Source organism: Legionella wadsworthii DSM 21896 = ATCC 33877, from assembly GCF_000701265.1.
Lineage (GTDB): Bacteria > Pseudomonadota > Gammaproteobacteria > Legionellales > Legionellaceae > Legionella > Legionella wadsworthii.
This window is the reverse complement of record NZ_KL370759.1, coordinates 793,208-813,378: the sequence shown is the minus strand read 5'-3', so window position 1 is coordinate 813,378 and position 20,171 is coordinate 793,208. Positions and strand designations below refer to the sequence as shown.

Below are 20,171 nucleotides of genomic sequence, written 5' to 3'. Positions count from 1 at the left end.
TGAGAATTATTATGGATACAATAATTAAGAAAATGATTTCAAACGCTCACAATACACTTGCACATTCATACTCACCTTATTCTAAATTTAGTGTGGCCAGTTGCATTTGTACCGATAAAGATAATTTTTATACTGGCGTCAATGTGGAAAATAGTGCTTATGGTTTGGCAATATGTGCTGAAACGTCCGCTATCTCTGCGATGGTGACAGCAGGCGAGAAACGTATTAAAAGCATGGTTGTCATGGCAGGAACGAATATATTATGCTCCCCTTGTGGGGCTTGTAGACAAAGAATTTATGAATTTTCAACACCAGATACATTAATTCATTTATGCGATAAAAATTCAATATTACGTACTTTTAAAATAAATGAACTTTTACCCGAAGCTTTTAAATTTGATTTTAACCCTTAATCTATAGGAATATTTGTATGACTGAGACTGTGCCCAATCAGAGCTATGCCCATAAAGCAGCAAATTACATTAAAAAATTATATCCTTCTTTCAAGCCTTCAATAGGCGTAGTTTTGGGATCTGGATTAGGTAAATTTGCAAATGAATTGCTTGATGCCGTACATATCAGTTATGAAGAACTTCCAGGATTTCCTAAAACAACTGTATTAGGTCATGGTGGGAATCTAATTCTTGGATATTGGAATAACGTAGGTGTTGTCTGTTTGCAAGGTAGAGCTCATACCTATGAAGGGCTGGAAAATTATGAAACCGTCAAAACATACATTCGTACATTAAAACTTCTTGGCTGCGATTATTTTATTGCCACCAATGCTTCGGGCTCCTTAAGAGAAGATGTAGGACCTGGGGAATTAATGCTTATTTCAGACCATATCAACTTACAACCAAGCAACCCCCTTATTGGCCCCAACGATGAAGAATTTGGGCCTAGATTTTATCCGCTGGATAATGCATACGATAAAGAGATGCGTTTTAATTTAATTCGCATTGCTGCCGAAAACTCAATTAAATTGACTGAAGGCATTTATATTTCCGTATTAGGACCCAATTATGAAACACCTGCTGAAATTAGAGCTTTTAAGAATTGGGGAGCAGATGCAGTAGGCATGTCCACAGTACCTGAAGTTCTAGTTGCGAATCATTGCGGTATGCGTGTAGCAGTAATTGCCATGATTACTAATTATGCTACAGGTCTTTCAAAAACAGCTCATAGCCATGAATCAGTAGTCGCAATGGCTGAAGGTGCAGCAGAAAAGCTTAATTTTATTCTCAAAAACTATATTGCGAGTCTTAAATGAGTTTAGAGGTTCATTTTAATGAAGTGATGGAAGAGTTATTAGGCGCTCAAGCCCAAAATCACAGAGCAAGCGAACAATTAATCCATTCAATTGATCTGACGCTTCTAGATGATCTTGCTACTTCAAATTCCTTGTCTCAATTAAAGTTTTTAGCAAACCAGAATCAAGTTGCGGCTATTTGTGTATACTTGCAACATCTCGATCAGTTTCAATCGGATAATGATGTAAAATTAGCTACAGTAATTAATTTTCCTCATGGAAATGAAAATTTGGATTATTCTTTGGCATCTGTAGAAAAAGCGATTCTATTGGGTGTTTCCGAAATTGATTATGTTCTCCCTTATTCAATGTATCTGGAGGGCAAGAAACAAGAAGCTTTAAACCACTGTTGTGCTGTCGCTCAATTAAGCAAACAGCACAACATGACTTTAAAGATTATTATAGAAACTGGGGCCTTTCCTGAGATGCGATCCATTTATGATGTCAGCATAGCTTTAGTGGAAACAGGTTGCCATTTCCTTAAAACATCAACTGGGAAAATACCCACTGGTGCGTGTTTAACTTCTGTATTTGCTATTCTTAGCGCAATCAAAGACACTAAGGCACATTGTGGCATCAAAATTTCAGGTGGAGTAAAGCAACCTCAACAGGCTTATCATTATGCAAAGCTGGCTGAACTTATGATGGGCAAACAAATCAGTCCAAACTGGTTCCGTATTGGAGCCAGTAGTTTATTAGAGGAATTATTAAAAATAAATTAATTCTCAGTTATACTTCGTGCGATTGGGAATTTAAATTCATAACATATCGAATGTTTTTAAAAGTTAGAAAATGACACGATTCGATTTTAATCATGTTACATCTGGAGCTTAAACCTATGAAGAATAAAAAACTGTTTCAATTAATATCTGCAATCCTTTTGGGTTTCATCATATCGAGTTGTCATAAAGCATTACCTCCTGGTGAGTATGATTCCAATGAGGTAGGAAAAGTGAAAAAAGTTATTCCCGGCATGATTATTTCCAAACGTCCTGTAAATTTGCATCGGAACAATCTGGGTAAAAACGCAAACAACAGCATTGAAGATACCGGATACAATCAATCCCGTGGTGTGGAATATGTCATTAAATTAAATTCTGGAGGCATCATTTCTGTTGTGCAGGCAGAAGATTTAAGATTAAAAATAAAACAAAAAATTCTTGTAATATATGGTAAACATACTCGGGTTGTGGCAGACAATGGTAGTGAATCCTTTTAAGATTTTTTTAAACTCTTAATCGTTCTTTTGTGTAGCCCGGCTGATTACAGCCGGGAAAGATAATAAAAAATGACATCTCAATTACATACTCTGTTTACAAGCACTCCATTGGGAAATCACCTTAAGAAGTATTGGTCTGAGTGATTAACTGCCTGTGCCAATAGCCAACCACATGAATGCCCCGTAATAAACACTCACGATAAAGGCTTTAAAACACTTTTGTGGCTCTCTTTTAGTAATCAGAATTTGCTGGTAAACCAAAATAGCAGCTGCAACGAACCAACATAGATAAAAGAAATTATTCAGGTGGTTCAATAGGGCCCAGAATAGCCATAGTCCATGGAAAAAGAGTTGTAACAATCCAATGATAATTCGATCATAATGATCAAAGTAAATAGCAGTAGATTTCACACCTATCCGCAAATCATCTGCTTTATCAGCCATAGCATACATAGTGTCATAAACAACAATCCACGAAAAATTAATAAAAAATAATAAAAGACACTCTTTATTTAAAGAGATACCGGAAGCAATATATGCCATCGGGATACCCATAGAAAAAGCCAGACCTAATATGAATTGAGGTGCATCTAAAAAACGTTTACAAAATGGATATACAAATGAAATAATCAAAGCCACTATGGCAAGAAAGAAACAATCTCTTGGTAATTGAAGTAAAATAAACAGTGATAGAACAAGCAAAACCATCAATAACAAAAAAGCCTCAGGCAAGCTAATCTCGCCTGCAGTCAGGGGCCTTGATTTAGTACGATTTACGTGTTTATCGATGTTCCGATCAGCGATATCATTGATAACACACCCTGCTGCTCGCATCAACACAGTACCCAATAAAAAAAGAATGAAAAGATTGGGTGTTGGCATCCCCTTGTTTGCCAACCACAAAGCCCAGGCGGTTGGAAACCAAAGTAATAAAATACCAACAGGCTTATCAAAACGCATTAAACGCCAGTATGCTTTCACTTTCATGTATTCATATTCTCGAGTTCGGGCAGCATAATTTCTATCAAATAAAAGGATTCTTTTTCTTGAAACGAATATTCAGTCAGGCGAACCCAGAGATCACCTTCTATGTGATGTAAATTTTTTTTTGCCCAATAAAACTCTAAACATTGATCATCTACAGGGTAATTCAATCTATGAATACGCTGCACTCTGCTTTCTTTAAAAATTAAATTTTTTATTGACTCCTTTTCTAAACGGCCAAAAAAAGCAGGATCAAGGTCATAACATTTTTGAGGAATAATACTGCGTGCATACCAATACGCTATATTATAACTTTTCATAATGATTTCACGCTTATAAATTTTTGAATCAATGATTTTGAGAAAATTGCTGCACCACCAATCTGTACTCGTCCAACATTGGGATATGAGCTGAACTTGAGCATCACCCTTCAATTGCTTCAATTTATCAGTTAATGAATCTGAATAATTAAGCCACTCTGTAAGTTGTGGCGAGCATTCTGAATTGATGCTGAAAATGGAATTGGTATTTATAGCCATTGATTTTAAACTACTTGAAAAATACATTTCGATACGATCTTACAAAAATAAAACATCTCCTACAAGTTATTACTTACTTTTACCCTTCCGATACGGTTTAAAATAATCTTAATTTGTTCATGTGTTTTTTTATTTGTTAAAATAAAATGTCCATTACTTATTGCTTGTCCCGGGTAAGTTGAAAAAGTAATGGAATTTGTTGATCTGACCCCTATCCAATGTAAATCCCAACGTGGAAAATTCCACGTCCATTGATTTATAAGCTCTAAATTCTTGTTTCGCTTATTGATTGATTTCAAAACCATTCCTTTGGACCAACTCGATGTTGCATCAAGAGGAGAAAGGTAAACGGGTTTTCCACTCAGAATTGCCTGGATTTTAGCGTATTGTACCGCAGTCCTAATTTCATCAATTAAAGCATTTTGCTCATTTTTTTTCATAAAATAAAAATATGAACTTATTCCGATTATCGATAAACTTAATAGCAAAGATGAAGTCACAAGTAATTCGATAAGCGTTAATCCTTTAATTTTCATTTTTATATTGTTCTTGACCAAAATAAATAGTAAAAATGCAATAGATACCCATTACATACTAAAAGAACTGCGTTCATCAGCTTCCAATGTATCATAATCATCCTCGTAATACATTCCATTAATTACAGTTTTCATAGGTTCATTTCTTCTACTTAACAAATGGAGTAAACGAGGATGAACCTGGGAATCTTTAATTAATAAATTAAGTATCCTGAATGATTGTGGAATCGATAAATCCCAGCGAGAAAAATAGTCTTCATAAAAATTTATTTTATTTTTATCCAATAGATCCCATATTTGAAATAGGGCCTCATATATTTTATCTGTTGGATTTTTTTTGAGTTCCCTAAATAAATTAATAACAATATGGAACACTATATGAGTTTCATTGTGAATTTTGGAAAAATGCTCTAAACATGCAAAAGGAGATTTTAGAGATAGAGAATGACGTGCAAAATCAAATATTTTTTTATCGTTGCTGTCTTTAAAAAATTCCTGAGATAATTTTAAAAAAACAGGATATATGGTAAGCAAAATCTTGTGGTGATCATTTTTTTGGGAAGTATGTGGAATCTCATTTCCAAAAAAAGTAGGCAAAACACTATCTTGTTTGGGTGTAGTGGGAGTAGTGGCGACATCTCTAAAATATAGATGTCGCAGATCATGACCTTGTTGCAATAAATCCAATCGATTAGGTGCATTCGATTCTTCAATAAGTTTACGAACGACTTCAAACCAGCGTCGATCTCCCCTGTAACAACAATATGAAAGTAACTCCCCTAAAGAGCTGAATGTAGTATACATAAACTCTTCATTTTCATACTCTTGAGATTCATTTTTACTATAACGCATATTTAAATAATTGTTTGTCTCCTCATATCCAGCATCGATCATTTTCTTTCTGGTTTCTTCTCCAACTGTGAATGATGAGCTTGACACGCTTTCTACATTAATCACAATCGATTGGCAGGCATATTTTCTTAGTTTTAATCGATCTTTTTCCCATCCACTGGCAGGATCACTGACACCAGTGAGTAATTGATAAATCCAATTTAAAAAGACATTTTCTCTATAAACTCTGTCCATTACCCTGTCAATCGCTTTTCTTTCTGGCCCATCATCAAATTTGACTGCCAAAACCTTTAAGTTATTGCCATATTCTGACTCAAGTAATGTAGTGTGATCATCAAAAAAAGGTTCAGTGGGGAAGTTATTTAAGATGCCCCCATCGTTATGCTCTTCTCCGTCTATAAGCGTTGAGCGATATACAATAGGAAAGCTAGCTGATGTTTTAACTGCTTCGCTCACTTCAAATGTAGGTGAATGAAAAAGTGAAAAATAACGGGTTGTCGCTTGGCGTTTATTGGTTGCTGTAACGATTAATTCTTTACCAATGCCACATCCAGGACATTTTTGTCGAATTTCTTCCAGAGTTTCAAAACTAATTTTTCCCTGAGGATAGGGAATCTTGTATTGAGTTACAATTTGATTTAATTTGTAGGCAATAGCATAGTCTAGAGCTGTTTTTAATGAATTCGCTTCGGATAATCCATTAATATTGATATCTAGATGAACCAAATGTTCATTTTTAAAATGTCTAAATAGCTCTTCAATTTCTGCAGCGGAATATCCTAAGTAACACAACAAAGCCATTATGGCACCCGCTGAGCTACCTGCGAATTTTTCAGGTTTTATTTTAGCTTCATTAAGAGCTTTCCAGACACCAATATGGGCAAAAATTTTTGCTCCGCCACCACAAAAAACTATATTTTCAATCTGTGGTTTTCTTTCCCTTACCAATATTTCATAAGATTTTAAGAATCGAAAAATTTCTACTTTTTTTGTTGCATACAGTGGGACTACATGTTTGTCCTTTATTGATTTACTTTTAACTTTTTCCTCATAAATCCATGGGAATAACCAACTCCATATTCGAATATACCAGGGTTTATGTGACATATAACGTTGCATTTTCCGGTAATCGTACATTTTATCCAAACGTTCTTGAGGATCGATTACTTCTATAGATTGAGGATGGGGACTCTTGCAGACGGATTCAAATTTGATATTTTTTATATTGAGAGAGATCAGTTGATCAATTAAGCTATCCGTTAAAAAAACACGTTTTACATTACCTAGAGGCTCTTGTTGCGGATCCTCAGAATCTTTATATTTTGTTCCGGTTCCAGGTACGAGAAATTGGTTAAAACCAATTAAGGTTCCATTGATACCATGACACATCTGGATACCTGTTAATTGATAATGAGAAATATTTTTAAATGAAAAATCTATATCACTTATTTTCCAATGCTCTTGATATAACCCTTGGAACCAACTGACTAGCCTACCCCACCAAGTGAGTGCCACTTCAGCAGTAAAACCACGGTATTCATTTACAGTAACGCCGCTTAAGAATGCTTTGGTTTTGTCTTTTTGATGCGGTTCTAAAAACCAGTTTTTAAACACGTCCCTTTTTTTATCACTAACTCGGGTCAGATCAAACATCACCTGTTCGTTATCAAACAAATAATTACCAAAGGCAATTTTATTATCTGGAGGTTGTCCATTAATTTCTAATCGCCCTAAATATGCCGTCATAATAATCTTTTTTAGTAGTTCAATATTTTGAGGATATTGGTGGGCATCAGATTGAAGTAATTGGCTAATTAGGTGTTGTGGTGTCATAACTTATCCTTAAGTAATGATGATCCATAAAAATAATCAGTATTTGCAATTTTCCTTATTGAAAGTTTATTTCACCTCAAATTTTTTTAGATTTACTATGGATGATAGCTTTATTATTTTTAACCACCACTAATATAATTAACACAATTTTATCAGTATTTAAATAACAGGAAAAAAATGAAATGATTATTTTTCTCTCTGCCTTTGCATCTATCTATTCAGTTAATTTTTTAAAGCGCAGGCCAACGTCATTTCGTGAAATTAACAGACACATGTCTTGGAACATGGAACTAGGGGGATCTCATGAAAAGGGATTACCTGGACTTTTCCAGGTAATCTAATCAATTAAGAAGGATACAGCTCATTCAAGATTTGTGTTACAACTTTTTCGGGATTTACTGATTGTGTAATTGGCCTACCTATGACCAGATAGTCACTTCCCTCTTCTATAGCACGTTTCGGAGTCATGATTCTAGATTGATCGTCCGTTGAATGACTGGTTAGTCTTATACCTGGTGTTACCGTAATAAACTGAGTATTACACGATTCTTTAATTAGTTTAACTTCTAAAGCGGAACAAACTACACCATCTAAACCGGATTCTTGAGTCAAAATTGCCAATCTTTTGACATGATCATGAATTGGTGTATTCACTCCGATAGTTGATAATTCATTTTGGTCAAAACTTGTTAAAACAGTCACAGCAATAAGTATTGGCCGATTTACTCCATATGAATCAATAGCATCGCGAGCAGCTTGCATCATACTCATACCACCTGAAGCATGGACATTCATCATCCAAACCCCTAACTCAGCTCCAGCCTTGCATGCTTTTGCTACTGTATTTGGAATATCATGAAATTTTAAATCTAGAAATACTTTGAATTGCCTATTGATTATTTGCTTTACGAAATTAATACCCAGTAATGTAAAAAGCTCACTACCTACTTTTAATGCGCATTTGTTTGGATCCAGTTTTTCTACCAAGGATAAGGCTTTGCTTTCGTTATCAAAATCCAATGCAACAATTAATTTAGGAGCCATTATGCTACTGCCTCTTCTTCATAGACTCTCAATGCATTCTGAACTGCAGTAACTATTTTCAGTTGCTCCATTTCTTGAAGATAAGGATGCATGGGTAAGCTAATTACACGGCCACTGGCATATTCTGCATGAGGAAAATCACCCATCTTGTAACCTAAATATGCCATGGCATTTTGTTGATGTAAGGGAACGGGATAATGAACTGCGGTAGGGATTCCAGCTTCTTGCATTGATTTTTGAAAAGCATCTCGGTTGTTTACTTCTATAGTATATTGAGCATAAACACTCGTGTTATAGCTATGGACATAAGGAGTTTTAACCAATGGAGAAAGCAATTGATCATAAGCTTTCGCTACTCGTTGACGCATAATAATTTCATCAGGAAATATTTTTAGCTTTTCGATTAAAACAGCTGCTTGTATGGTATCCATGCGCCCATTTATACCAATACGATTATGGCAATAACGTGCATTTTGACCATGTATTCTAATTTCGATTAATTTTTGCGCCAGAACATCGTCATTAGTAAAACAAGCCCCAGAATCTCCATAACCCCCTAAAGGCTTTGATGGGAAAAAACTGGTACATCCAATTGAGGATAATGCGCCAGAATATTTTCCTTTATAAGTTGCACCAAAGCTTTGTGCTGCATCTTCAATGACATGTATCCCATAACGGGCTGCAATTTCGTTAATCTCGTCATGATCAGCACATTGCCCATATAAACCAACAGGCATGATAGCTTTTGTTTTACTGGTTACCGCAGCTTCTAGTTTATTCGGATCCATATTATACGTACGGGGATCGATATCTACAAAAACGGGTTTTGCATGACAAAGACTTATGACTTCTGTTGTAGCAAAAAAGCTAAAAGGTGTGGTAATTATTTCATCGCCAGGCTGAATTTCCAGAGCCATTAAGGCCATTAAAAGAGCATCAGTGCCACTAGAATTAACAATAGCATGTTTCACCCCTATAAAATCAGCTAACTGTTTTTCAAGCTGCGTGATTTCAGGCCCCATAATGTATTGACCATGATCCAAAACATTTTTTATACCCGCTAAAATTTCGCTTTCTATTATGGAATATTGTTTTTTTAAATCAATAAATTGCATCATAATCTCTTAAAAATTAGGTTAATATCCTTCCAATCCATGAACAGGTTTCATTCTTCCCCAGTTTTTACAACCAGGACAATGCCAATGAAGATGTTTTCCTCCAAAACCACAATGAACACATCGATATACTGGTTTATTGTCTAAAAATTTGCTCGTTATATCATATAGCATTTGTAATTTATCGCGCACTTTGCCATGCGCAGTTTCAAGATGCCAGTAGATTAACTGGTTCAATCCTCGTATAGAGGGATGTTTGCTCAGATTATCTGCGACGAAATCAATAGCAGCATCCATATCTTTTTGTTGCCTTAAATATTCTGCGATTACGAAAATAACTGAGGCTCTAGGGTTATCTCTCAAGGTATCTTCTAGATAGGAGACACACTCCTCCATGGAATTTAATTCTTTATGACATAGCACCAATGGTTCAATAATTTCAGTTAAAAAATCAGCATCTTGTTGTGGAACACGTTTCAGTGAGCGAATTGCATGCTTGTAACGTCCCTCTTTCATCTCTAAACTGGCATTCATTAAACTGGCTCTTACTGATTCATTATCGACATTAATTGCCTGTTTAATACAATAAGAGGCTCTATCAATTGCATTAGCTTTTAATGCCTGGTTGGCCATCTCACAATAATAATGAGCTGCTTGATTATGAAAACTGGTTCCAGTGGATATTTCTAATTTTTTAATAATATCTAAAGCTTTTTCCCAAGCTTTTTCTTGTTGATAAATAGCAAGTAATCCATGCAAACTGCTCGTTTCTTTAGATCCACCTAATTCCACAACCTCTAAAAAAATTCGTTCGGCCCGATCAAAAAGACCAGCACTCATATAATCTTGTCCAAGAGCCATCAAAGATTCTTTTCTCTGTAAAATACTCAGTTGGGGACGCGCAATTAAATTTTGATGGACCCGTATCGCTCGATCCACCTCACCGCGGCGTCTAAATAAACTGCCCAATGCCAGATGGGTTTCTACAGTATCACTATCTACCTCTAATAATTTAATAAAAATATCAACAGCTTTATCAGCTTGTTCATTTAATAAATAATTCAGTCCAACCACATATTCCCTGGATAAACGATTATTAAGAGTAGAATCTTCCTTGGTTTTACTTCGATTCGCCATCCACCAACCAGACCATGCAGCAGCAGGCAATAGTAATGGCCATAAATCAATCATTATTACCCCTCCTCCGTGCGTGTTTTGTTATTATAATAAATAATCTAATGTTGATCTTGCAATGGAATAGATCGTAAGTTTTTAATTTCTTTCTCAGTTAGTTTTAATTGATTTTTAATTCGGTAGCATTCAGCTTTTAAGCGCCAATATCTCACAATAAAAAGCATAAATCCAAGTAAAATACCGATACCCAACATAATGGTCATAAGAACTGATATAGGCATAGATATTTTTTTAAAATACAAATTAACGTCTACTGAATTAGCATTTAGAGCTGCAAAACTAACGCCAATAACGATAAGAAGTAGATAAATAACCATCATTAATATGCGCATAAATTCTTCCTTTTTATTTGCCTATGTAAAGGGAAACGGGAGTCAACCAGGATACAACAATAACCCGGAAATCTTCCCGGGTTATTCAATGCAAATAAAAAAGCGTAGAATAATCTACGCTTTCTTAACTATTTGACAAGTAAGAAATTATTCACTTTCTTTGCTCGCCATTTTTTCTTTCAGTAAATCACCTAAGGTTGTAGTTGTAGCACCTTCGGTTCTAGAGTACTTTTTAATGGCATCGGCTTCATCTTGAGCATCCTTCGCCTTTACTGAAAGTGTAATTGAACGGTTTTTACGATCCACATTAATGATTTTTGCTTCAATTTCGTCACCTTCTTTGACTAAAGTAGTAGCATCATCAACACGCTCATCAGACAGTTCATTTGCACGGATTGTTCCAGTAATATCATCAGCCAATGATACAGTCACTGTTTTGGGATCTACGGCCATAACAGTACCTTTAACTATGGCGCCTTTAGTATATTCGTCTACAAAACTTGCAAAGTTGTCACCTTCAAGTTGTTTAATACCTAAAGAAATTCGCTCACGCTCCGGATCTATCGCTAGAATAACAGCTTCTAATTCTTGGCCTTTCTTAAACTGTTTTACAGCTTCTTCGCCAGGAACAGTCCAGGAAATGTCAGACAAATGAACTAAACCATCAATATCCCCATCCAAGCCGATGAATATTCCGAAATCAGTGATTGAACGGATCTTACCGCTAACTTTTTGGCCTTTAGAGTGGCTTGCAGCAAATTGTTGCCATGGATTACCCACGCATTGCTTCATACCTAAAGAAATACGACGTCTTTCTTCATCAATTTCAAGAACCATAACATCAACTACATCGCCCAGAGAAACTACTTTACTTGGATGTACGTTTTTATTGGTCCAATCCATTTCAGACATATGGACTAAGCCTTCAACGCCTTCTTCAATTTCAACAAAGCAACCATAATCAGTAATATTGGTTACTTTACCTTGTAATTTTTTGCCTATTGGATAGCGCTCTACTAAATCAACCCAAGGATCATTACCTAGTTGTTTCATGCCTAATGAAACACGGTTTCTTTCGCTATCAAAGCTTAGAACTTTTACTTTTACATCCTGTCCAACTGACAATACTTCACTTGGGTGTTTGACACGTTTCCAGGAGATATCAGTAATATGCAGCAGACCATCTATACCGCCCAAGTCAATAAATGCACCATAATCGGTAAGGTTCTTAACGATACCATGGAGTTCTTGGCCTTCATGTAGTGATTCAAGCAATGCTTGTCTATCAGCACTACTTTCTTCTTCGACCACTGCACGACGCGATACTACAATATTATTTCGCTTTAAATCCATTTTTATAACTTTGAATTCAAGCTCTTTGCCTTCTAAGTAAGAAGGATCTCTTACAGGTCTGACATCGACTAACGAACCAGGTAAGAAAGCGCGTATGGTACCAATTTCAACAGTAAATCCGCCTTTAACTTTACCAGAAATAAGACCGGTAACTGTTTCATTGTTCTCGTGTGACTTGGATAATTTACGCCAAGCTTCCTGACGTTTTGCTTTTTCTCTTGAAAGGAGCGTTTCTCCGTAGCCGTCTTCCACTGAATCGAGGGCTACTTCAACAGTATCACCCAAGCTAACTTCCAGTGCGCCATCTTTGTCATAAAATTCTTCTTTTGGAACAATACCTTCGGATTTTAGACCAGCATTTAAAATGACATAGTCGCTATCGATACCGATAACTTTAGCATTAATAATGGCACCAGGATAAAATTGAGCGCCGGCAATACTTTGCTCAAACAATTCTTTGAAACTTTCAGACATGTTAATAAACTCTTTAGTAAAAAAATGAAAGAATGAGTTCCACTCAGTCTTTCCCCCAAAAATTAAACATCACAACAAACGTTCATTAATTAATTTTAATACAATATTAAACACTTGTACAATGGATAATCTGGTTGTATCAATTTGCACTGCATCATCTGCAGGCTTTAATGGCGCGTGTGTACGAGCAGTATCCCTTATATCACGTTTAGCCAATTCTTCTACAACCTGCGCGAGGCTAACATTAATTCCTTTTTGTTTCAACTGTAAATAACGTCTATTTGCTCTTTCTTCTTCACTTGCATATAAAAAAATCTTTAAAACAGCATCAGGAAAGACCACGGTGCCCATATCACGTCCATCAGTCACCAATCCGGGTGGTTTAGCAAAATTACGCTGACGCTCAAGTAAAGCTTGTCTCACTTCCTGAATTGCTGCAATCTGAGAAGCATCTTGACCACATTGCTCACTTCGTATTTCTGTACTGACATCAATACCATCCAAAATGGCTTGTGGCCCAGAATCAGTAGATACAAAATATAAATTTAGAGTCCGTGCAAGCTTGCTTAATTTATCAATATCATGAAAATCAATGTCATTTTTTCTAGCTGCATAACCAAGAATGCGATAAATTGCACCACTGTCTAGCATATTCCATTTAAGATGTTTTGCGAGTAATTGGCATAAAGTTCCCTTTCCAGTTCCACTTGGGCCATCAAGGGTTATAACAGGTACATCTTCATTGTACATTCTCTATAGTTTCCTCTATTTGGAGTTGAATTTCCCTTGCTGTTTCAATAAACAAAGGAAATGAGGTAGCTACATTGACACAATTTTTTATAGTAACCGGGTCGCTAGCTACAGCACCAGCGATTGCAAAAGCCATCGCAATACGATGGTCTCCTCTGCTTTCAACAATACCACCGCCTAAAGTGCCTCCCTCAATAATTATCCCATCATCTAATGCTTCTGCTTGGATACCTAATATGTTTAAACCATCTACCATAGCAGCGATGCGATCGCTTTCTTTAAAGCGTAATTCTTTAGCACCATGTAACGTTGTTTGTCCTTGGGCGCACGCTGCGGCTATAAAAATAACAGGAAATTCATCAATTGCAAGGGGTACCATATTGGATTCAATATTGATCCCTTTCAAAGGCGCATATTGAACCTGAAGATCCGCAACTTGCTCCTCACCCAACTGTCGCTGATTTAAAAGAGTAATATTTGCACCCATCTCCAACAAAATGTGTAGGATACCGGTACGTGTTGGATTAATACCTACATTGCGAATGAGAACGTTTGAATTAGGAACAACAGTGGCTGCAACAATAAAAAAAGCAGCAGATGAAATATCACCAGGAATATCAATTTCCGTTGCTAAACATTCATGTGCTGAATTAATAGTCAAAGTATTACCCGACCGATGGATGGGGTAGGAAAAATTCTTAAGCATAAGTTCTGTATGATTTCGGCTCACCCCATTTTCTATAATTTTTGTTTCGCCCGCAGCATATAAGCCCGCCAGCAGAATACATGATTTTACCTGAGCACTCGCTTCTGGCATCAAGTAGTTAATTCCTCGAAGCTTTTTACCTCCTTTTATTTGAATTGGAGGTTTGCCATCCGTGGTTAAAATCTCAGCACCCATTTCAGTTAAAGGTTTGCTAATTCGCAACATAGGCCTTTTTAATAAGCTTTCGTCCCCAGTGAGTTCGCTATCAAATGGTTGTGCAGCCAATAGTCCAGCCAGCAATCGGATGCTAGTCCCAGAATTCCCACAATCTAATACTTTTTCAGGTTTTTTTAATCCGTGCTTGCCAACACCATAAATTACCACTTGCTGCTCATCTGGTCCCTCAATGGTAACGCCCATCGCTTTGAATGCCTTTAAGGTGGCCATGCAATCTTCGCCATCAAGAAATCCATTAATTATTGTAGTTCCCTTAGCTAAAGCACCAAAGATAATGGAGCGATGTGAAATTGATTTATCCCCAGGTACAGTGATTTGACCTTTTAAAGATTGTGCAGGTTTACTTTTAAAATTATGTATTCTCACCGACTATTTTCCTTTGCAAATTCAGACATAAATTCAATGAGTGCATCAACTCCGGCCATCGGCATGGCATTATAAAGACTGGCTCGTACTCCACCTACAAGCCGATGGCCTTTTAAAGCATACAAACCGCGAAGTTGTGCTAAACGAAAAAAATCATTTTCTAATTTCTCATTTTTTAGTGAGAAACAAACATTAACTATAGATCGAACTTTTGGATCTACCGAAGTTACATAAAAATCGGTATTGTCTAAATAATGATATAACTTTTCGGCTTTTTGGCAGTTCAGCCGATATATTTCTTCCACACCGCCTTGCTCTTTTATCCAATCAAATGTTTTGTTTGCTAAATAACAGTTGAATACGGGCGATGTGGCATAGAGGGAGTGATGCTCTGCTTGAATTTTATAATCAAGCATTGTAGGTACAGGAGGATCGGGCAGTCTGTCTAATAAATCATCTCTAATAATAACAATAGTTAAACCGGCATTGGCTATATTTTTCTGGGCTCCGGCAAATATTAATCCATAATTATTTATATCTATAGGCTCACTCAGTAAAGCGGATGTCATATCTGCTATCAAAGTAATTCCTTTGGTTTTAGGAACGTAGGGAAATCGAACCCCATTTACTGTTTCATTTGGTGTGTAATACACGTATGAAGTATTTTCTTTTAAAACCCAATGTTTTGGATCAGGAATTGTCTTGTAGCCATTTTCTTCATCACTGGCAATACAATATGCACTTTTTAAATGTTGGGCTTCGGCTAATGCCATGTGCGACCAAGTCCCCGTCACCAGATAACCTGCTTGTTCTTCAGGATGTAGGAGATTCATGGGAATCATGGCAAATTGGGTTCGGGCAGCTCCTCCTAAGAACAATACATGATAGTTTTGAGGAATAGAAAGCAATTCTCTCAAAGATTGTTCTGCATGATTTAACAGCGCTGAAAACTCTGGGCTACGGTGTCCTACTTCCAAGATAGAAACACCAAGATGATGCCAATCAAGAAGTTCTACCTGGGCTTCCTTCAATACGGACTCAGGAAGCATTGCAGGTCCAGCACCAAAATTAAATACTCTAGATGTCATCGCTGTTTTCTTCTATTTCGGTTATTTCATTGGATTCATTAGAGTCTTCACCCAAGTCTTCAATCTTTTGCATTCCAACAACTTTTTCACCGGGACTGACATTGATTAAACGCACACCCTGCGTATTACGGCCGATTACTGATAATTCATTAATTTTAAAGCGAACTAATGTACCCTTATCTGTGATCAACATGGCTTCATCAGCGTCTGTCACTTGTACTGAACGCACTACTTTACCATTACGCTCAGTGACTTGAATGGAAATAACGCCCTGGCCACCGCGACCGGAAACTCGGTACTCTTCAATAGATGTGCGTTTACCATATCCATTCTCTGTCGCCGTTAATATGGTTCCATCTGAATGAGCGACTACTAAAGAAATAACGGATTGACCTTCTTCAATTCGTATACCGCGAACACCTCGAGCAGTACGGCCCATTGGCCTTACTTTACTTTCAACAAAGCGAACTACTTTACCTGCATCAGTAAAGAGCATGATGTCCTTACTTCCATCAGTGATATCAACACCAACCAGACTATCATCTTCATCCAAATCTACTGCAATGATTCCATTTGATCGAGGCCTGCTAAAGGCATTTAAGGGTACTTTTTTAACAGTTCCTTTTTTAGTCGCCATAAATACATAATATCCCTCTGTATATTCTCGAACAGGCAACATGGCATTAATTTCCTCTCTCTCAGCCAAAGGTAAAATATTAATGATAGGCCGACCGCGTGAAATACGACTGGCTAATGGTAATTGGTATGCCTTTAACCAATAAAGTTTTCCATGGTTTGAGAAACACAGCAGCGTATCGTGAGTGCTTGCGATGACTAGACGAGAAACAAAATCTTCATCTTTAACATTTGTAGCGGATTTACCTTTCCCGCCTCGACGCTGAGCCTGATAAGCACTTAGAGGTTGATATTTTACATATCCCTGATGGGATAAAGTCACGACGACATCTTCTTCTGTAATAAGATCTTCTATAGTCAAATCTTCTTGTGATGCAGTAATTTCGGAACGGCGTTCATCACCAAATTGATTTTTTATTTCTAAGAGCTCATCCCGGATTACCTGCATAAGCCGCTCAGGGGAAGCGAGTATTTCCAGGAGTTCCCGGATTAGTTTCAGTAACTCCTCGAATTCTCCTAAAATTTTATCCTGTTCCAAAGCAGTTAAGCGGTGTAACCTTAATTCAAGAATGGCTTGAGCTTGCGCTTCTGATAATTTATACCCTTCAGAACCTAAACCGAACTCAGCTGCTAAATCATCAGGCCGAGAAGCATCGGACCCTGCTCTTTCAAGCATTGCTTTAACCATTCCTGGTTGCCATAACTTAGCAAGCAATGCTTCTTTAGCATCTTGAGGTGTAGGTGATTTTTTAATGAGTTCAATCATCTCATCAATATTAGCTAGAGCAATTCCTAAACCTTCTAATAAATGGGCGCGAGCACGTGCTTTTTTCAGATCAAACAATGTCCTTCTAGTAACTACTTCACGGCGATGTTTTATAAAATACTCAAGTATTTGTTTGAGGTTTAATGTGCGCGGTTGGCCATCCACTAAAGCAACCATGTTAATACCAAACACATTTTGCATCTGAGTATGGGTGTATAAATTATTTAAAATAACATCCGCTACCTCATTACGCTTGAGTTCAATAACTACTCGCATCCCTTGTTTATCCGATTCATCTCTAAGTCCGGAAATCCCTTCAATTTTTTTATCCCGCACCAGCTCAGCAATACGCTCCACTAGACGCGCTTTGTTCACCTGATAAGGAAGTTCATGAATAATGATGGATTGACGTCCAGAATCCTCATCCGTTTCAATTTCGGTTCGCGCCCGGATGATGACCCGCCCTTTTCCAGTACGATAACCTTGAATAATGCCAGCGCGTCCGTTAATAATGGCAGCGGTTGGAAAATCTGGCCCTGGAATAATTTCCATAATATCGTCCAGACTTAATTCAGGATCATCGACCAAGGCAATACAAGCGTTTATTACTTCGGTTAAATTGTGGGGCGGTATGTTCGTTGCCATCCCTACAGCGATACCAGAAGAGCCATTAACTAATAAATTGGGAATACGAGAAGGTAAAACAACGGGAGCAAATTCTGTTTCATCATAGTTTGGACTAAAGTCTACTGTTTCTTTTTCAAGATCAGCAAGTAAAGCGTGTGCCACTTTGGACATTCTTACTTCGGTATACCTCATTGCTGCAGGTGCATCACCATCTACAGAACCAAAGTTTCCCTGACCATCCACTAAAAGATAACGCATTGAAAAAGGCTGTGCCATACGAACGATCGTATCATACACTGCTGTATCACCGTGGGGATGATATTTACCGATGACATCCCCTACAACACGAGCTGATTTTTTGTAAGGTTTATTCCAATCATTCCCTAATTCACTCATCGCAAAAAGAACACGCCGATGAACGGGTTTTAATCCATCGCGAACATCAGGCAAAGCCCTACCTACAATAACACTCATTGCATAATCGAGATAAGATTGTTTTAATTCATCTTCAATATTTACTGGCAAGATTTCTTTAGCTAGATAAACCATAGTGTGGAGGTATCCTTGACGATAAATTTTAATAACAAAGGATACCACAGAGACGGATTTAATTAAATCGTCTCTCCTAAAATGTAGATAGGTGAAACAGCTAAAACTTCAATTCAGACAAGAGATTATTGTTTATTTCAAACCAGCGCGTATTATTTATATTATTTGTTTGCGTCAAAATGACCCAATATAACTTCCCGTGGCAGGGTAAGAGCCGGCTTGTCTACAAATCTTAAAGGTTACTGAATATACACCTGATGTCACAAATATATTCATTTTTTCTGTCAATCTTTCAAATTCTAAATCATAATTAAAATTGACTGAATGCACCCATATTGTATATAGTGCAACGCACAAACAAACGAATCCTTTTATCGGGAGAAGCAATGACAAAAAAAACAGCCAAACTGATCCTTGAAGGCCAAGAGCCGCTGGAACTACCAGTATACACACCTACTATGGGTAATGATGTGATTGATATCACACAACTGGGTTCGCGTGGTGTGTTTACCTTTGATCAAGGTTTTTTATCCACTGCTTCCTGTGAATCAAAAATTACTTATATCGATGGCGATAAAGGTATATTGCTTTACCGAGGCTACCCAATTGAACAACTTGCTGAGAAAAAAGATTTTCTTGATGTCAGTTATCTACTGCTTAATGGTGAATTACCGAATCCAGAAGAGAAGAAAAAATTTGTCAATTTGATTAATAACCACACGATGGTTCATCAACAAATGTATCAGTTTTTGAATGGCTTCCGCCGTGATGCGCATCCTATGGCGATTATGGTCGGAATGGTTGGTGCATTATCAGCCTTTTACCATGACACTATGGATTTAAACAATGCAGAAGATCGGTTTATTTCTGCAATACGTATGGTTGCTAAAATGCCTACTTTTGCGGCAATGAGTTATAAATACTCAATAGGACTACCCTACATTTACCCTCAAAATAAAATGTCATATGCCGAAAATTTCCTACATATGATGTTTAGCGTTCCATCAGAAGAATCAATACCCGACCCAGTTCTGGTACGCGCTATGGATACTATATTTATCCTGCATGCGGATCATGAGCAAAATGCTTCTACATCAACAGTTCGCCTGGCAGGCTCAACTGGAGCGAATCCATTCGCCTGCATTTCTGCAGGTATAGGTGCCCTTTGGGGACCTGCTCATGGTGGTGCAAATGAAGCCTGTCTCAATATGCTCAAAGAAATAGGTTCTGTTGACCGGATTCAGCATTATATAAAACGGGCAAAAGACAAGGATGATCCATTCCGATTAATGGGATTCGGACATCGTGTTTATAAAAGCTATGATCCTAGAGCTAAAGTGATGCGTCAAACATGTTATGATGTTTTGGAAGCTGTAGGGGCTAAAGATGCTCCTTTATTTAAGCTTGCCATGGAACTGGAGCGTATCGCACTTGAAGATGATTATTTTATTGAGAAAAAGCTTTATCCTAATGTAGATTTCTATTCAGGACTCACTTTGAGTGCTATAGGAATTCCCACGAACATGTTTACTGTAGTCTTTGCTTTAGCGCGTACAGTAGGCTGGATGAGTCACTGGATGGAAATGGTAGCCACTAAATCAAGAATTGGCCGGCCGCGTCAGCTTTATACTGGGGAAAAGACCAGAGATGTACCTTAATTAA

18 protein-coding genes are annotated in these 20,171 nt (G+C 37.2%); 5 read left to right on the top strand and 13 right to left on the bottom strand.

The annotated features are described in order from the left end of the window. The first annotated feature begins 11 nt into the window (after nucleotides 1–11). The 4 genes from cdd (at nucleotide 12) to BU07_RS0109750 (ending at nucleotide 2,528) form a co-directional block, all read left to right on the top strand. Nucleotides 12–413 carry a cytidine deaminase gene (gene cdd / locus BU07_RS0109765; protein ID WP_031565588.1) on the top strand — a complete coding sequence of 134 codons (402 nt, stop codon included), beginning with the start codon at nucleotides 12–14 and terminating at the stop codon, nucleotides 411–413. Nucleotides 414–430: 17 nt separating this feature from the next. Beyond that, nucleotides 431–1,270 carry a purine-nucleoside phosphorylase gene (locus tag BU07_RS0109760; protein ID WP_031565585.1) on the top strand — a complete coding sequence of 280 codons (840 nt, stop codon included), beginning with the start codon at nucleotides 431–433 and terminating at the stop codon, nucleotides 1,268–1,270. Then, nucleotides 1,267–2,031 (top strand): deoxyribose-phosphate aldolase, encoded by a 765-nt coding sequence (locus tag BU07_RS0109755; protein ID WP_031565584.1) that lies wholly within the window; start codon nucleotides 1,267–1,269, stop codon nucleotides 2,029–2,031. Before BU07_RS0109760 ends, BU07_RS0109755 begins: the two co-directional genes overlap by 4 nt. 116 nt (nucleotides 2,032–2,147) lie before the next feature. After that, the gene (locus BU07_RS0109750) at nucleotides 2,148–2,528 is read left to right on the top strand and encodes a hypothetical protein (RefSeq protein ID WP_031565583.1); all 381 of its coding nucleotides are present in this window, start codon (nucleotides 2,148–2,150) and stop codon (nucleotides 2,526–2,528) included. 144 nt (nucleotides 2,529–2,672) lie between these two features. Here BU07_RS0109750 and ubiA read toward each other — a convergent pair whose 3' ends face one another. The 13 genes from ubiA to gyrA all read right to left on the bottom strand — a co-directional run bounded on the left by ubiA (nucleotide 2,673) and on the right by gyrA (nucleotide 18,509). Beyond that, complete coding sequence (gene ubiA / locus BU07_RS0109745) at nucleotides 2,673–3,515, bottom strand: 4-hydroxybenzoate octaprenyltransferase (RefSeq protein WP_031565581.1); 843 nt, start codon at nucleotides 3,513–3,515, stop codon at nucleotides 2,673–2,675. Next, nucleotides 3,512–4,051, bottom strand: coding sequence for a chorismate--pyruvate lyase family protein (locus tag BU07_RS0109740; protein WP_031565579.1), 540 nt, complete (start codon nucleotides 4,049–4,051; stop codon nucleotides 3,512–3,514). Before BU07_RS0109740 ends, ubiA begins: the two co-directional genes overlap by 4 nt. A 59-nt stretch (nucleotides 4,052–4,110) precedes the next feature. Then, nucleotides 4,111–4,587 (bottom strand): GspH/FimT family protein, encoded by a 477-nt coding sequence (locus BU07_RS0109735; protein ID WP_031565578.1) that lies wholly within the window; start codon nucleotides 4,585–4,587, stop codon nucleotides 4,111–4,113. A 51-nt stretch (nucleotides 4,588–4,638) separates the two neighbouring features. Beyond that, entirely contained in the window at nucleotides 4,639–7,272 is a 2,634-nt protein-coding gene (vpdC, locus tag BU07_RS0109730; protein ID WP_031565576.1) for a Dot/Icm T4SS effector VpdC, read from the bottom strand. A gap of 345 nt (nucleotides 7,273–7,617) precedes the next feature. Beyond that, nucleotides 7,618–8,316: an orotidine-5'-phosphate decarboxylase gene (gene pyrF, locus BU07_RS0109725; RefSeq protein WP_031565575.1), complete on the bottom strand. Its 699-nt coding sequence runs from the start codon at nucleotides 8,314–8,316 to the stop codon at nucleotides 7,618–7,620. Next, on the bottom strand, nucleotides 8,316–9,431 hold the full coding sequence (locus BU07_RS0109720; protein ID WP_031565573.1) for a DegT/DnrJ/EryC1/StrS family aminotransferase: 1,116 nt from the start codon (nucleotides 9,429–9,431) through the stop codon (nucleotides 8,316–8,318). The genes pyrF and BU07_RS0109720 overlap by 1 nt, the downstream gene beginning before the upstream one ends. A 21-nt stretch (nucleotides 9,432–9,452) precedes the next feature. Further along, nucleotides 9,453–10,622: a lipopolysaccharide assembly protein LapB gene (lapB, locus tag BU07_RS0109715; protein ID WP_031565571.1), complete on the bottom strand. Its 1,170-nt coding sequence runs from the start codon at nucleotides 10,620–10,622 to the stop codon at nucleotides 9,453–9,455. A gap of 44 nt (nucleotides 10,623–10,666) precedes the next feature. Continuing rightward, a complete protein-coding gene (locus tag BU07_RS0109710; protein ID WP_031565569.1) occupies nucleotides 10,667–10,957 on the bottom strand; it encodes a LapA family protein in 291 nt (96 codons plus the stop codon). Between the two features lie 147 nt (nucleotides 10,958–11,104). Next, nucleotides 11,105–12,784 (bottom strand): 30S ribosomal protein S1, encoded by a 1,680-nt coding sequence (rpsA, locus tag BU07_RS0109705; protein WP_031565567.1) that lies wholly within the window; start codon nucleotides 12,782–12,784, stop codon nucleotides 11,105–11,107. Nucleotides 12,785–12,853: 69 nt separating this feature from the next. Then, entirely contained in the window at nucleotides 12,854–13,534 is a 681-nt protein-coding gene (gene cmk, locus BU07_RS0109700) for a (d)CMP kinase (RefSeq protein ID WP_031565566.1), read from the bottom strand. Further along, nucleotides 13,524–14,843, bottom strand: coding sequence for a 3-phosphoshikimate 1-carboxyvinyltransferase (gene aroA / locus BU07_RS0109695; RefSeq protein WP_035899041.1), 1,320 nt, complete (start codon nucleotides 14,841–14,843; stop codon nucleotides 13,524–13,526). Before aroA ends, cmk begins: the two co-directional genes overlap by 11 nt. Then, nucleotides 14,840–15,931, bottom strand: coding sequence for a 3-phosphoserine/phosphohydroxythreonine transaminase (serC, locus tag BU07_RS0109690; protein ID WP_031565562.1), 1,092 nt, complete (start codon nucleotides 15,929–15,931; stop codon nucleotides 14,840–14,842). Before serC ends, aroA begins: the two co-directional genes overlap by 4 nt. Continuing rightward, nucleotides 15,921–18,509, bottom strand: coding sequence for a DNA gyrase subunit A (gene gyrA, locus BU07_RS0109685; RefSeq protein ID WP_031565561.1), 2,589 nt, complete (start codon nucleotides 18,507–18,509; stop codon nucleotides 15,921–15,923). The genes serC and gyrA overlap by 11 nt, the downstream gene beginning before the upstream one ends. A gap of 386 nt (nucleotides 18,510–18,895) precedes the next feature. Here gyrA and gltA point away from each other — a divergent pair, with 386 nt between their 5' ends. Further along, a complete protein-coding gene (gltA, locus tag BU07_RS0109680) occupies nucleotides 18,896–20,167 on the top strand; it encodes a citrate synthase (protein ID WP_031565559.1) in 1,272 nt (423 codons plus the stop codon). Nucleotides 20,168–20,171: the final 4 nt, after the last annotated feature.